General features: G+C 62.7%; 12 protein-coding genes. 7 read left to right on the top strand and 5 right to left on the bottom strand.

Features of this window, described 5'->3' with window-relative positions; genetic code table 11:
- Positions 1-168: 168 nt before the first annotated feature.
- A complete protein-coding gene (locus DIE29_RS04025; RefSeq protein ID WP_102041065.1) occupies positions 169-372 on the bottom strand; it encodes a cold-shock protein in 204 nt (67 codons plus the stop codon).
- Positions 373-875: 503 nt separating this feature from the next.
- Here DIE29_RS04025 and clpS point away from each other — a divergent pair.
- From clpS to aceA, 4 genes are all read left to right on the top strand, one after another.
- Positions 876-1,184 (top strand): ATP-dependent Clp protease adapter ClpS, encoded by a 309-nt coding sequence (gene clpS / locus DIE29_RS04020; protein ID WP_102043102.1) that lies wholly within the window; start codon positions 876-878, stop codon positions 1,182-1,184.
- A complete protein-coding gene (clpA, locus tag DIE29_RS04015) occupies positions 1,185-3,458 on the top strand; it encodes an ATP-dependent Clp protease ATP-binding subunit ClpA (protein WP_102041064.1) in 2,274 nt (757 codons plus the stop codon). It begins immediately after the preceding gene.
- Between the two features lie 138 nt (positions 3,459-3,596).
- Positions 3,597-4,076 carry a ribonuclease E activity regulator RraA gene (gene rraA / locus DIE29_RS04010; protein ID WP_114649284.1) on the top strand — a complete coding sequence of 160 codons (480 nt, stop codon included), beginning with the start codon at positions 3,597-3,599 and terminating at the stop codon, positions 4,074-4,076.
- A gap of 302 nt (positions 4,077-4,378) precedes the next feature.
- On the top strand, positions 4,379-5,692 hold the full coding sequence (gene aceA / locus DIE29_RS04005) for an isocitrate lyase (protein WP_102041062.1): 1,314 nt from the start codon (positions 4,379-4,381) through the stop codon (positions 5,690-5,692).
- Positions 5,693-5,782: 90 nt separating this feature from the next.
- On the opposite strand, the gene DIE29_RS04000 is transcribed toward aceA, so the two are convergent.
- Entirely contained in the window at positions 5,783-6,328 is a 546-nt protein-coding gene (locus tag DIE29_RS04000) for a Spy/CpxP family protein refolding chaperone (RefSeq protein WP_102041061.1), read from the bottom strand.
- Between the two features lie 196 nt (positions 6,329-6,524).
- On the opposite strand from DIE29_RS04000, the gene DIE29_RS03995 reads away from it, so the two are divergent.
- Positions 6,525-7,289, top strand: a complete 765-nt coding sequence (locus DIE29_RS03995; protein ID WP_102043101.1) for a response regulator — start codon at positions 6,525-6,527, stop codon at positions 7,287-7,289.
- Positions 7,286-8,620 carry an ATP-binding protein gene (locus DIE29_RS03990; RefSeq protein WP_102041060.1) on the top strand — a complete coding sequence of 445 codons (1,335 nt, stop codon included), beginning with the start codon at positions 7,286-7,288 and terminating at the stop codon, positions 8,618-8,620. The genes DIE29_RS03995 and DIE29_RS03990 overlap by 4 nt, the downstream gene beginning before the upstream one ends.
- Positions 8,621-8,636: 16 nt before the next feature.
- Here the strand turns inward: DIE29_RS03990 and DIE29_RS03985 are convergent, their stop codons facing one another.
- A complete protein-coding gene (locus DIE29_RS03985) occupies positions 8,637-11,705 on the bottom strand; it encodes an efflux RND transporter permease subunit (RefSeq protein ID WP_102041059.1) in 3,069 nt (1,022 codons plus the stop codon).
- Positions 11,702-12,769 (bottom strand): efflux RND transporter periplasmic adaptor subunit, encoded by a 1,068-nt coding sequence (locus DIE29_RS03980; RefSeq protein WP_114649283.1) that lies wholly within the window; start codon positions 12,767-12,769, stop codon positions 11,702-11,704. Before DIE29_RS03980 ends, DIE29_RS03985 begins: the two co-directional genes overlap by 4 nt.
- Positions 12,770-12,818: 49 nt before the next feature.
- On the opposite strand from DIE29_RS03980, the gene DIE29_RS03975 reads away from it, so the two are divergent.
- Complete coding sequence (locus DIE29_RS03975; RefSeq protein WP_102041057.1) at positions 12,819-13,466, top strand: TetR/AcrR family transcriptional regulator; 648 nt, start codon at positions 12,819-12,821, stop codon at positions 13,464-13,466.
- Between the two features lie 11 nt (positions 13,467-13,477).
- Here DIE29_RS03975 and tldD read toward each other — a convergent pair whose 3' ends face one another.
- Entirely contained in the window at positions 13,478-14,923 is a 1,446-nt protein-coding gene (gene tldD / locus DIE29_RS03970) for a metalloprotease TldD (RefSeq protein WP_102041056.1), read from the bottom strand.
- Positions 14,924-14,936 lie beyond the last annotated feature (13 nt).

The raw sequence follows: 14,936 nt of genomic DNA, 5'->3' as shown, positions 1-14,936 counted from the left end.
CGCCCGGGCTGGCCGCCTGGGTCGGCGCTTCGGGACCAAAACATAAGGCCGCCGGCACACCGGCGGCCTTATGTCTTTCAGCCTGCTTAGACCTCGCAGTCCAAAGTCACGGAACTTATGCAAGCCGGCGCCGAGAATGCTCGACGCTCAATCCACACACCCAGTCGGTTACAGCCTTTGGATGTTGGAAGCTTGCTTGCCTTTGGGGCCCTGGGTGACTTCAAAGGAAACCTTTTCGCCTTCCTTGAGGGTCTTGAACCCACCCATATTGATTGCGGAAAAGTGCGCGAACAAATCTTCGCTGCCGTCGTCCGGGGTGATGAAGCCAAAACCTTTAGCGTCGTTGAACCACTTCACAGTGCCAGTTGCCATATTGCATCAATCCTTCAAGAGAACATGAAACACGCCGGAACACCCGGCCAGCATGTCGATGCGAAGGACCCTTCACCAGCACTGCCACAGCGGAGAAACCGACACAGGGAAACATTTGCACCGTCCGGCTGACATGGTTCGTGGCCTTGCCAGACGCAGTCAGCGCATTGCACCTTGCACGACATACGGAATTGCTTTTACGCAACTGGGGCGGCAGCGTCAAGCACTTCATGCAAGCCTGGTATGCTGCGACGCAACAAGCCAAACTGTTTTAACGCGGACCGATGATTCAAGGCCAGCTTGGAAAACTCGAAGCACGCGCCGAGCACTCAGACTCAGCGCGCCCGGACGGCCACACCATCACCTGAAAAAACAGCCCCGGCCAAGTTCTTTGCGCCGCAACGGCGCAACCGGTGAGACTGTTGTTTTTTGCTCCAATACCCCCACATGATGGCTGCGGGAACTTGGTTGCACTCCGCTTCCACTTGATTAGAATGATCCGCATGGCTACGCACAAGCAGGACGAGTTCTTACTCGAGGCGGAACGCACGCGCACCCGGCCTCCGCCTTTGTATAAGGTGCTGTTGCTGAACGACGATTTCACACCGATGGATTTCGTGGTCGTCGTTCTGCAGAAATTTTTTGGCATGGACCGCGAACGTGCCACGCGGGTCATGCTCCAAGTCCACAGAGAGGGCATGGGGGTATGCGGTGTTTTCCCCAAAGACATCGCATCGACCAAGGTTGAGCAGGTCGTCTCCTTTGCTCGCCAGCACCAGCATCCGCTGGCATGCGTGATGGAGGAAAATTGAATGATCGCGCAAGAGCTTGAAGTCAGCCTGCACATGGCCTTTGTCGAGGCCCGGCAAAAGCGTCACGAGTTCATCACCGTGGAGCATTTGCTGCTCGCGCTGCTCGACAACCCGTCTGCAGCCGAAGTTCTGCGTGCGTGTAACGCAAATATCGAGCAGCTGCGCCGCGAACTGACCGAATTCGTCAATGAGCACACGCCCAAGGTAGAAGGCAGCGACGAAATCGACACCCAGCCTACCCTAGGCTTCCAGCGCGTCATCCAGCGCGCCATTTTGCATGTGCAGTCTTCCGGCAAAAAGGAAGTGACCGGCGCCAATGTGCTGGTGGCGATCTTTGGCGAAAAGGACTCGCATGCGGTGTATTTCCTGCAGCGGCAGAACATTTCCCGCCTCGATGTGGTGAACTTCATCTCCCACGGCATTGCCAAGACGCCGCAGCATGGCTCGGGTGCAACCGGTCGCAACGATCCTGAACACGCCGAACAAGAGCAGGAGTCTCAATCGGCCGGTGGCGCACTGGAGAGCTATACCCAGAACCTCAACCAGCAGGCACTGGTGGGCAAGATCGACCCGCTGATCGGCCGAGAGAAAGAAGTCGAACGCGTCATTCAAACCTTGTGCCGGCGGCGTAAGAACAACCCGTTATTGGTCGGCGAGGCCGGCGTGGGCAAAACCGCCATCGCCGAAGGACTGGCGCGCCGTATCGTTGAAGGGCGCGTCCCCGAGATCCTCGAGAATGCCCAGGTTTTTGCGCTCGACATGGGTGCGCTGCTCGCCGGCACCAAGTACCGTGGCGATTTCGAGCAACGTCTCAAGGCGGTGCTCAAACAGCTCACCGAGCATCAAGGAGCCATCTTGTTCATTGACGAGATCCACACGCTGATCGGTGCGGGCGCAGCCTCGGGCGGCACGCTGGACGCTTCCAATCTACTCAAGCCGGCGCTGTCCTCCGGGCAACTGAAGTGCATCGGCGCCACCACTTACACCGAGTACCGGCAGATCTTCGAGAAAGATCACGCGCTGTCGCGCCGCTTTCAGAAAATCGACGTAGTCGAGCCCACCGTAGCCGAAACCGTGGAGATTCTCAAAGGGCTCAAGAGCCGCTTCGAGGAGCACCACGGGATCAAATATTCGGCCGCGGCACTGACCAGTGCGGCGGAGCTGTCGGCCAAATACATCAATGACCGCCACCTGCCCGATAAAGCCATCGATGTCATCGACGAGGCGGGTGCAGCGCAGCGCATCCTGCCGAAATCCAAGCAAAAGAAAACCATCGGTAGAAACGAGATCGAGGAGATCGTCGCCAAAATCGCGCGTATTCCGCCGCGCACCGTCTCCAACGACGACAGGACTGCACTCAAGACGCTCGACCGCGATCTCAAAAACGTGGTCTTCGGCCAGGATGCGGCCATCGATGCGCTTACCAAGGCGATCAAGATGTCGCGCTCCGGGCTGGGCAACCCGGCCAAACCGATCGGCTGCTTCCTGTTCTCCGGCCCGACCGGTGTCGGTAAAACCGAAGTCGCCCGCCAGCTCGCCTATACCTTGGGCATCGAGCTGGTACGCTTCGATATGTCGGAGTACATGGAACGCCATGCAGTCAGCCGCCTGATCGGCGCACCGCCGGGCTATGTCGGCTTCGACCAGGGCGGCTTGCTCACCGAGCAAATCAGCAAAAAACCGCATTGCGTACTGCTGCTCGACGAAATCGAAAAAGCCCATCCGGATATCTTCAATATCCTGCTACAGGTCATGGACCATGGCACGCTGACCGATAACAACGGTCGTCAAGCTGACTTCCGCAACGTGATCTTGATCATGACCACCAATGCGGGGGCCGAGCAGATGCAAAAGTCGGTGATCGGTTTTTCCGCTAAGCGCGAGGCCGGCGACGAGATGGAAGAAATCAAGCGCGTGTTTTCGCCGGAATTCCGCAACCGGCTGGACGCCACGATTTCCTTCAAGCCGCTGGATCACGAAATCATTTTGCGCGTGGTCGACAAGTTCCTGATCGAACTGGAGGCCCAGTTGCATGAGAAAAAAGTCGAAGCGCACTTTACCGACGAGCTCAAAAACTGGTTGGCCGAAAAAGGCTTCGATCCACTGATGGGTGCGCGCCCGATGGCTCGCCTGATCCAGGACACCATCCGCGCCGCACTCGCCGACGAGTTACTCTTCGGTCGGCTGGTCAACGGCGGCAAAGTCACCATCGGTCTGGACGACCAAGACAAAGTGAAACTGTGGTTCGACGAAGAGGAGGTCGCCACGACCTGAGCTGCGCATCTGTTTCTGACTGGGGCGTCTTATTGATGCCCATCGATCCAAGCGCGCGGCCCGCAACCGGGCCGCGCTTTTTTGTGTGCGCGCCTGGTTTATCATCCCTGGCACTACCAACCGTGTCAGGAGAATGCCATGAACATTCAAACCGCCGATCTGTGCGACGCCCACGAAGGACGTGTGCGCGTGGTCACGCAAATGTTCCGTAGCTATGGCGGACGGCGCTCATTTGGCGGCCCGATCGCCACACTCAAGCTTTTCGAAGACAACTCTCTGGTGCGCACCGCGCTGTCGGGCCCCGGCGAAGGCCGTGTGCTGGTCATCGATGGCGGCGGCTCGCTGCGCTGCGCGCTGGTCGGGGACCAGTTGGCTCAGCTCGGCGTCAGCAACGGCTGGGCCGGGATCGTCGTCTATGGTTGCATCCGGGATGCAAGCGCAATCGGGAAGATGGACATCGGCGTCTTGGCACTTGCCACGCACCCGCAAAAAAGCATCAAAAAAGGCGTGGGCGAACAAAACATCCCGGTGACCTTCGGCGGGGTAACCTTCGTGCCGGGCCACTACCTCTACGCCGACGACGATGGGGTGATCGTCGCCGAACAGACGCTGCTCTGAAAGCCTCGCGCAAGGCTGCACCGGCCGCAGTCTTGCGCAGCGCACCAGCGCAGCGTTTCACAACCATCACCTGCATTTCTCATCGTGAAATAAGCACGCTAAGCATCTGTTTTAAATTAGCAAATTTTTTTCTTATATCTTATATAAGACTTATTGCTGCAGAGCGGAAATATTCCTATACTGTGCCGCATCGGATGCCGGCGTGGCCTGCGCCACAGCGGCTTCCAGACAGCGCACCCGTTCGGCCAAGCCCGCATCGGAAGCGTTCTCCCTCATCCATCGTCAGCCAGCAAGGAATAAAGATGACTCTGACCCGCGAACAGCAAATCGCCGCTCTGGAGAAAGACTGGGCCGAAAACCCCCGTTGGAAAGGCATCAAGCGTGGTTACTCCGCTGCCGATGTAGTCCGTCTGCGCGGTTCCCTGCAGATCGAATACACCCTGGCCAAGCGCGGCGCCGAAAAGCTGTGGAACCTGATCAACGGCGGCGCCAAGAAAGGCTATGTGAATGCCTTTGGCGCCATCACCGCCGGTCAAGCCATGCAACAGGCCAAGGCGGGCCTGGAAGCCGTGTATCTGTCCGGCTGGCAGGTGGCCGCCGACGGCAACACCTCGGAGACCATGTATCCGGACCAGTCGCTCTACGCCTACGACTCCGTTCCCACCATGGTGCGCCGCATCAACAACACCTTCAAGCGCGCCGACGAAATCCAGTGGAGCCGTGGCATCAACCCCGGCGACAAGGAATTCATCGATTACTTCCTGCCCATCGTGGCCGATGCCGAAGCCGGTTTCGGTGGCGTGCTGAACGCCTTTGAGCTGATGAAGAACATGATCGCCGCCGGTGCTGCGGGCGTGCACTTCGAGGACCAGCTCGCCGCGGTCAAGAAGTGTGGCCACATGGGCGGCAAGGTGCTGGTGCCGACCCAGGAAGCGATCGAGAAGCTGATCGCCGCGCGTTTCGCCGCCGACGTGATGGGCGTGCCCACCATCGTGTTGGCCCGTACCGACGCGGAAGCCGCCAACCTGCTCACCTCCGACCACGACAGCCGCGACAAGCCTTTCCTCACCGGTGAGCGCACCCAGGAAGGCTTCTACCGGGTCAAGAACGGTCTGGAGCAAGCCATCAGCCGTGGTGTGTCCTACGCGCCCTATGCCGACCTGGTGTGGTGCGAGACCGGCACCCCGGATCTGGGCTTCGCCCGCGAGTTCGCCCAGGCCGTGCATGCCGCCTGCCCGGGCAAGCTGTTGGCCTACAACTGCTCGCCGTCGTTCAACTGGAAGAAGAACCTGGACGACAAGACCATCGCCCGCTTCCAGGACGAACTCTCCGCGCTGGGCTACAAGTACCAGTTCATCACCCTGGCCGGCATCCATGTCAACTGGTTCAACACCTTCAAGTTCGCGTACAACTACGCACGCGGCGAAGGCATGAAGCATTACGTGGAAATGGTGCAGGAGCCCGAATTCGCCGCGCGCGAACTGGGCTACACCTTCGTGTCGCACCAGCAGGAAGTCGGCGCCGGTTACTTCGACGACGTGACCACCGTGATCCAGGGCGGCTCCTCTTCCGTGAAGGCGCTGGCCGGTTCCACCGAAGAAGAGCAATTCCACTGATCGACAGGCGGCCGGCTCGTCCGGCATCGCCAAAAAACACAACGGCCACCCTATGCGGTGGCCGTTGTTTTGCGTCAAACCCAATGAGTATCAGCCGCGACCGCGGTCGCCACGCGGGCCGGGCTCGCCTTTCGGCCCCATGCCGCCATGACGCCCCTCGGGTTGCATCGATCCCATTAGCTTGAAATCGGCGTCAAAAACTTTTTTCTGTGCATCGGTCAGCGTGGCATAGAATTTTTCCACCGCCTTGCGTGTTTCAGACACTTCGGTCTGGTGCAGCTTGCTCATCTCTTCCATCCGCTCTAGCCGCTCGACAGCGGTTTGGGGACGGTCGTCCTTGAAACGCTGCTGAAGCCGTTCTGCCATTTTGCCTGCGCGCTCATGCATTGCGCTTTTGAACGACTCCCAGGCCGGCTGCTGTGCAGGTTTGAGCGCCAAAGCAAGCTCAAGCCGGGCCAGTTGCAGGTCCATGCGCTGCGTCATACGGGACTGCAACGCTTCGGGGCTCATTTGCTGCCAGCCCACCTTGCCCAGCAGCCCGAAACCGTCGCACTCGCCGCCGCGCGCCAAGGCCGTGCTAGCACCGGCCAGCGCGATCAGTGAGGCGGCGAGCGTGGTTTTGATCCAGGTTTTCATGATGCTCTCCTTTACGTGATCGGTTCTCCGGCCCCGGCCTTCCGGGGCACGAGGCCATTACAACACTGGCTTGTAAGCCGGATTTGTCAGCAACCGGCCCGATTGCACCGCCATGTCTCTGCATGGCGCGCAGATACGCTGGGATACAAAATCATCCCGACCCCGGCTTAAGATGCCGGCCAAGGAGAATGCGCACATGAGCAACCAACAAGACCACGTGCTGATCGTCGATGACGACCGCGAAATCCGCACCTTGCTGGCCGACTATCTGGAAAAACAAGGCCTGCGCTGCAGCATCGCAGCCGACGGGCGCGAAATGAAATCCGCACTGGAGCGTCACCGCATCGACCTGATCGTGTTGGACGTGATGATGCCCGGCGAAGACGGCCTGACCCTATGCCGCAACTTGCGAGCCGCCGGCGGTCCGCACGCCAACATCCCGATCTTGATGCTTACCGCGCGGGGCGAGGACATGGACCGCATCCTTGGCCTGGAGATGGGCGCCGACGATTACCTGCCCAAGCCATTCGTGCCGCGCGAGCTGTACGCACGCATCCGCGCCATTTTGCGCCGCGCGCGCGCCCTGCCGCCCAATCTGGAGGCCGCACCACCGGCCAACGCGCGTGAGCTCCACTTTGCGCACTGGCGACTGGACACGGTCAATCGCCACTTGATCGATGCCGCCGGCACCGTAGTACCGCTGTCCGGCGCCGAATACCGCATGTTGGGTGTTTTCCTTGCTCATCCGCAACGCGTGCTGAGCCGTGACCAACTGATGGAGCTGACCCAGGGGCGAGAGGCGGATGTGTTCGATCGCTCGATCGACTTGATGGTCAGCCGCCTACGTCAGCGGCTGGGTGACAACGCGCGCGAACCGAGCATCATCAAAACAGTGCGCAATGAAGGCTATGTGCTGGCCTGCGAGGTCACACCGGTCGCCCGTGGCGGCAGCGACTCATGAATTTCCCGTGGCCGCGCAGCCTGTTCGCCCGCCTGATGCTGATCTGGCTGGTTGGCATTGCCCTGGTGCTGGCGGTGAGCTTTGCGCTTTTCATCGGCGAGCGCGAACGCATCGGGCGCAGCGCCCTGTTCGAAGGCATCGCGCAGGAGGTGGCCGCCTCTGCCGACGTACTCGACCGCCTGACCCCGGCAGAGCGCGAGCGCTGGCTGGACGAACTGGGCCGCCGCCGTCTGCGCCTGTCGCTACGCCCCTTGCCCGAGCGCGCCCGCCCATTGCCACCCGACCATCCGCTCCTGCCCGCCTTACGCGCGGCCATGCCGGAGCGTGAAGTCGCCCTGTTCATCCATCACCGCGGCGAGGGCCCGCACGGTGCGTTGCTGATCGCCCTGCGGCTGGCCGACGGCAGTCCGCTGCAGGTACGCCTGCCGGGCATCCCGCCGGCGCCCAGCTTTCCCATGCCCGCTCCCGGCCGGCTACTCGCCGCGCTGGCGGCCTTGATTGGCGGCGTGCTGGGTCTGACCTGGGTAGCGGTGCGCATCGCCACACGGCCGCTTTCGCGTATGGCCGAAGCTGCCCGCCGTCTGGGCGAGGCCCCAGAGCACAGCCCGCCGCTGAATATCCGCGGCCCCACCGAAGTCACCCAGGCCGCAGCGGCTTTCAACCACATGCAGCAGCGTGTGCGCGAACACATCGCCGAGCGCACCCGCATCCTGGCCGCCATCTCGCATGACTTGCAAACGCCGATCACCCGCCTGCGTCTGCGCGCGGAAATGATCGAAGACGACGGCTTACGCACCCGCTTTCAGGCCGACCTCGACGCCATGCAGGCGCTGGTGCGCGAGGGGCTGGACTATGCGCGCAGCCGCGACAACACCGCGCCGCTTCAACCGGTGGATGTAAACGGCTTGTTGGAAGCCTTGTGCAGCGACGCGGCAGACATGGGCTGGTCGGTCGCGCTCCATGGCCGCGCCGCGCAGCCGTGCCCGGCACAGCCGGTCGCGTTGCGCCGCGCGCTTTGGAATCTTGTCGAAAACGGAGTCAAGTTCGGCAAACGTGTAGAGATCGTCGTCGAAGATTCACCGACTTTCGCGCTGGTGCGCATCCGCGACCACGGCCCTGGACTGCCCGAGGCGGAACTGGAAAAAGTGTTCGAACCGTTCTACCGCACCGAAGCTTCGCGCAGCCGCGAAACCGGCGGCACCGGGCTGGGACTGGCGATCGCGCGCAACCTGCTACGCGCTCAGGGGGGAGACGTACGCCTGGCGAACGCTCCAGGTGGCGGACTGGAGGCCACGGTCACACTACCCCGACGAGGATCGGCCGGCGCCTGAGCGTGGTGCGGCCGGCTCAGCCCAAGCGGTCTGTCTGGGGGCGATCCAGCCGGAACCACAGCGCATACAACGCGGGCACGAACAGCAAGGTGATTACGGTGCCCACCGCCACGCCGCCGATCAACACATAGGCCAGCGGCCCCCAAAAGCTGTCCTGAGTGAGCGGGACAAAGGCCAGCACCGCGGCCAGCGCAGTCAGCACCACCGGACGGGCGCGCTGCACCGCGGCTTCGACCACGCTGTCCTGGGCAGACATGCCGGCCTCCAAGTTGTCGGCCACCTGCTGGGTCAGAATCAGCGTATTACGCATCAAGATGCCGGCCAGCCCGATCAGCCCCAGCAAGGCGACGAAGCCAAACGGTTGATTGAACAACAGCAAGGCCAGCACCGCACCGATCAAGCCGAGTGGCGCGGTGGCCAGCACCATGAAGGTGCCGGAGAACGAACGCATTTGCAGCATGATGAAGATCAGCATCAGCGCCAGCATCACCGGCTGCAGTTTTTTGATCGAGGCATCCGCCTTCCCCGAGGCTTCGACCGAGCCTCCGATATCGATCCGGTAACCTGCCGGCAGCTCCTCGCGCAGCGGGGCCAGCGCTTTCCATACCGCGGCGGTCACATCGTTGGGCTGTGCACCGCTCACCTCGGCCAGCACGGCAAGAAAAGGTTCCCGGTTGTAGCGTTTGATCACCGGCTCCTCGAAGTGCACCGTCACCTGCCCCAGATGCGCCAGCGGCAGTTTGCGACCGTCGCGGCTGAGTACTTCCAGCCCGCCCAGTTTCGCCGCATCCAATGGCCGCGGCAACGCGCCGCGCGCCACCAGCGTCACGCTGCGGATGTCCTGACGCAGTTGCGTCACCGGCACGCCTTCGAGCAGAAATTGCAGTTGCTGCGACAAGTCCTGCGGGGTCAGCCCGATCAGACGCAGCCGCTCTGGATCGACCGCAACATGCAGCGCCGGGACACGTTCATCCCACTCCAGATGAGCATCGACCACATGCGGGTTGGCGGCCATGATCTCACGCACCCGATGGGCGATGCCCCGCAGCACTTGCGGGTCTGGGCCGAGCACACGCAACTGCAAAGGCCAGATCACCGGCGGTCCGTACAACAGCCGATAGACCCGCACACGCGCTTCGGGAAACTCGCCGGCATCGATATGACTTTGCAATTGCGCGATCACGCGGTCGCGCTCGAGCGGCCCGCCGGTGACCGCGACCAGCTTGCCGAAGGCCGGATCGGGCGGTTCCGGGTTGGCGGAGATGAAAAACCGCGGCACACCGCTGCCGGTATAACTGAGCAGCGAGCGTACTTCGGGCATGGGTTTGAGCAGGGCCTCCACGCGCCGCATCGCGGCATCGGTGGCAGAGATGCTCGATCCTTGTGGCAAATAGACGCTGACCAGAACCTCCGGTCGATCCGAGCTGGGGAAAAACTGCTTCTGCACCACGGTGGCCATGCCCACACCCGCCAGTCCCAGCAACAGCACGGTGGTGGCGACGACCGCCTTGCGCCAACGCACGCAACTTTGAATCAACCGGCGTAGGCTCCGGTAGCGCGGACTCTGGTAGAGCGCGGCATGGCCATGATGGCCGCCGGGCGCATTGCGCAGCAGCTTGACCCCAAGGTAAGGGGCAAAGGTGACCGCCACCAGCCAAGACACCAGCAAGGCAATGGCCAGCACCCAGAAAATATTGCCGGCGTATTCACCCACCCCAGAACGCGCAAAACCGATGGGCACAAACCCGGCCACGGTCACCAGGGTGCCAAACAACATCGGCGCAGCGGTGACATTCCACGCATGGCCGGCAGCGCGCACCCGCTCCCAGCCCTCGGCCATTTTCACCAGCATCATCTCGACCGCGATGATGGCATCGTCTACCAACAGCCCCAAGGCAATGATCAGTGCGCCCAAGGTGATGCGATCGAGGTTGATCCCTTTGGCCCACATCACCACGAAAGTAATGCCCAAGGTCAATGGCACCGCTATGCCAACCACGATGCCCGCACGCAAGCCGATGGCCAGCACACTGACACCCATCACCACGGCCAGCGCGACCAGAAATTTGACTTGAAAAAGATTGACCGCCGCACGGATGGCCTCGGCCTGATTGGTCAGCGTGGCAAGTTCCATACCCAGCGGCAGCCGCGCGCGCTCGGCCTCAACAAAAGCGTCCAGCCGCTCGCCCAGCGCCAGACCGTTTTCGCCCTTGGTCATCACCACGCCCAGCAGCACGGCGGGCTCGCCGCGAGAGCGCACCAACACGCTGGGAGGGTCTTCAAAGCCGCGACGGATGGTGGCGATCTCTCCCACCCGCAGCAGCTTGTCACCCACCCGGATCGGCAGTGCCGCCAGCGCGTCAGGGTCAGACAGGTCGGCATCCACACGCAGATACAGGCGCGGACCGTCCGTTTCGATGCGGCCGGACGGCACCAACCGGTTGCTGGCATCGATGGCTTCAAAAATCGCCTGCGGCGACACCCCCAGGTTCACCAGCCGGACGATGTCGAACTCCACGAAAACCCGCTCGCTACGCTCGCCCAACACCAGCGCCTTGTGCACACCCGGCACACGCTGCAGGCGGTCACGGATGGCCTCGGCTTCACGCACCAGTTCAGGCAACGGCAGGCCCGGTGCGGTGACCGCCATCAGCTTGAAATACACATCGCCGAAATCATCGTTGACCACCGGACCGATCACGCCGGCAGGCAACTGCGGCGCCTCGTCCTGCATACGCTTGCGCACTTGGTAGAACAAATCAGGAATCTTGGCCTGAGGGGTGTAATCCTGAAACTCCACCTGCAGCGTCGCTTGGCCTGGACGGATGGTGGTTTCGATGCGGTAGAGGTATTCGACTTCCTGCAAGCGTTTCTCCAGCCTATCAACCACCTGATCGCGCATCTGCGCGGGCGCGGCGCCTGGCCACAGCACATTGACCACCAAGACACGCACGGTGAAGGCCGGATCCTCCGCGCGACCGAGCGCAGCAAAGGCATACAGTCCGGCCAGCACCGACAGGATCAGAAAGAACAGGGTAACCGCCCGCTCGCGCACCGCGAGCGCGGATAAATTGGGGAAGCTCATCGCGGCAGCTCGCGCACTGCCATGTCTTCGCGCAGCAGGTGAACGCCCAGCGCCACCACCCGATCCCCGGCGGCCAGCCTGCCGCTGACCTGGGCTGAGCGGTCATCGGCTGCCAGCACCTGCACCGGCGTGGCGCTTACCCGGCCTTCGCGCACCTGCCAGAGCCGGGCGCCGCCGCCGCGCTCATCCAGTGCGCCAATCGGCACCGAAAAGACCGCCTGGTCAGCGGCCGCCTCGGCAGGCGACTGGGCAGCGGCCTCGAAGCGGGCACGCACCACGGTGCCCGGCACCAGCGCCAGCGCACCGTCAGTCACCGAATATCGCGCCCGACGTGTGCGCGCCTGGGGCTCGACCGCCCCTGCCACTTCCCGCAAACGCAGCGCAAGCGTGCTGCCGTCGGCCAGTAAAGCCTGCCCTTGGGCAGGCGGTGTCCATTGCCCTGGCAAAAACACTTCGACCTCGCGCGCCGTTCCGTGCGCCAGCACGGCAACCGGCTGGCCTGCCGCGACCACCTGCCCCGGCTCGCCGGTCACCTCCAGCAGCACACCTTCAGCCGGGCTCGAAAGCACCGCGTAATCGAGCGCGTTACTGGCCTCGGCCAGCCTGGCCTGCGCGGCATCGCGCCGCGCCTGCGCCTCACGCCATTGCAGTTCGGTGCGCGCCAAGGCTTGCGCACTGATGAAGTTGCGCTGCTGCAACGCTCGATGGCGCGCCAGATCGGCCTCCACGGTGGCCAACGCGGCCTGTGCCGCGGCCAGCTCAGCCTCGGCGGCGGTCACCGTTTGCTGGAGGTCGCGGCTATCCAAGCGCAGCAAGGCTTGACCGCGGTCGACGCGCTGATTGGCCTCGACCAGTCGTGCAACGATGCGCCCCGGCACCTGAAACGACAGCGGCGACTCGGTACGCGCCCGCACCGTACCGGACAACACATACTCCCTGGCGGTGGCCGGTTCGATCTCGGCGGTACGCACCCACGGCGGCTGTTGTACCGCATCGGCCACAGATGCGGCTTCACACCCCAACAGAAGCGGCAGCCATACAATGATCAAACCCATGACGCGCATGCATGCGAACCTCAAAAGGTTAAACTGAACGCCATTGTACGGTAATGCAATGACAAATCCAGCCTCGGTATCCCGCCGCCGCGGACGGCCGCTCGATCCCAATAAAGACCAAATCATTTTGGAGTCTGCGCGCAACATCCTGCTGACACGCGGCCCACGCGCCATGACCATGGATGCGGTCGCCAGCGCAGCCGGAGTGTCCAAGGCAACACTTTACAGTCGCTATCCCAGCCGCAAGGCGCTGCTGCTGGCGGTCGTCGGCAGCGATGCCGCCTTCGTGTCGCGGGCGCTGGTCGAAGAGCCGACCTCAGCGCAAGGGCTGCACGCCCAACTGTGCCATTTCGTCACCGACCTGACCGCCTTCCTGTGCTGTGACCATCACCGGCGTCTGATGCAGGCACTGGCCGAGGAGCCACAGCGGCGGGCGGACTTGCGGCAGATTTTCCGCGGCGGACCGCAACGCACGATCGACGCGCTCGCTCGCTATCTGCAAAGCGCCGATACGCGCGGGCTGATACGCTGTGCGGAGCCGGAGTCGAGCGCCGAACTACTGCTCGGCATGGCGATGGGCATGGATCTGGTACGCGCCCTGTATGGCGAGCCCTTGGCCCGACAACAGTCCTCTGCCCGCGCCGAACATGTGGGCCGCGTGGTCGACAGTTTCATGCATCTGCACCAGCGGCCCCAGGACGCTTAGGGCGCGGCCTGTCAGGCGGTACCGCCCACCGTCAAACCATCCAGACGCAAAGTAGGCTGTCCCACCCCCACCGGCACGCTTTGCCCCTCCTTGCCGCAAGTGCCCACGCCGGGGTCGAGCGCCAGGTCGTTGCCGATCATCGACACCCGGGTCAGCGCATCCGGGCCGTTGCCAATCAAGGTCGCCCCCTTGACCGGGCGGGTGATTTTGCCGTTTTCGATCAAATAGGCTTCAGCGGTGGAGAACACGAATTTGCCCGAGGTGATATCCACCTGCCCGCCGCCGAAATTGACCGCATACAGGCCCTTTTTCACCGAGCGGATGATTTCCTCCGGGTCCTTGTCACCGTTGAGCATGTAAGTATTGGTCATACGCGGCATCGGCAGATGGGCATAGGATTCGCGCCGCCCGTTACCGGTGGGAGCCATGCCCATCAGGCGGGCATTGACGATGTCCTGCATGTAGCCGGTGAGGATGCCGTCTTCGATCAGTACGGTGCGCGCGGAGGGCGTGCCCTCGTCATCGATGGTGAGCGAACCGCGCCGGTCGGGCAGGGTGCCATCGTCTACCACGGTGACGCCTTTGGCGGCCACCTGTTGGCCAATACGGCCGGAGAAAGCCGAACTGCCCTTGCGGTTGAAGTCGCCTTCCAGTCCGTGGCCGATGGCCTCATGCAAGAGAATGCCCGGCCACCCCGACCCGAGCACCACGGTCATGGTACCGGCCGGCGCGGGGACGGCGTCGAGATTGGTGCGCGCTTGATGCACCGCAGCGCGCGCATAGTCGCGCAGCACCTCGTCGGTGAAATAGCCATAGTCGAAGCGCCCGCCGCCACCGGCACTGCCCTGCTCGCGACGGTTCCCATCTTCCATGATCACGGTGATCGATACCCGCACCAGCGGACGCACGTCGGCGGCCAGATGGCCATCGCTGCGCGCCACCATGACCACTTCCCAGGCGCCGGCCAGATGCGCCATGACCTGGGCCACGCGGGCATCCTCGGCACGCGCGAAGCCTTCCAGACGTTCGAGCAGTTTGACTTTGGCAATGTCCTCCAGCGAATCGAGCGGATCGTCGGCGCGATACAAGCGCTTGCGCGCGTGCGCCGGGGCGATCTGCACCGTGCGGCGTTTGCCGGCCGCAGCAATCGCGCGGGTGGTGACCGCCGCATCCAGCAACGCTTGCAGAGAAATGTCGTCGGAGTAGGCAAAGGCGGTTTTTTCGCCACTGACTGCACGCACCCCCACGCCCTGCTCGATATCGAAGCTGCCGGCCTTGACGATGCCTTCTTCCAGGCTCCAAGCCTCGGCGCGATGGTATTGAAAGTACAGGTCGGCAAAGTCTATGTCATGCCGCATCAGCTTGCGAAAGACCTTCTCCAAGCCGTCGGCGGACAGATCGAAGGGGTTGAGCAAGTAGCGCTCGGCAACTTTGAGGGCGTTTTTGCTTGGGCTCATGGCATATCCAGGT

Source organism: Pseudothauera hydrothermalis, from assembly GCF_003345255.1.
Lineage (GTDB): Bacteria > Pseudomonadota > Gammaproteobacteria > Burkholderiales > Rhodocyclaceae > Pseudothauera > Pseudothauera hydrothermalis.
Note: the sequence above shows the minus strand (reverse complement) of the source record. Positions and strands in the feature narration are given on the sequence as shown.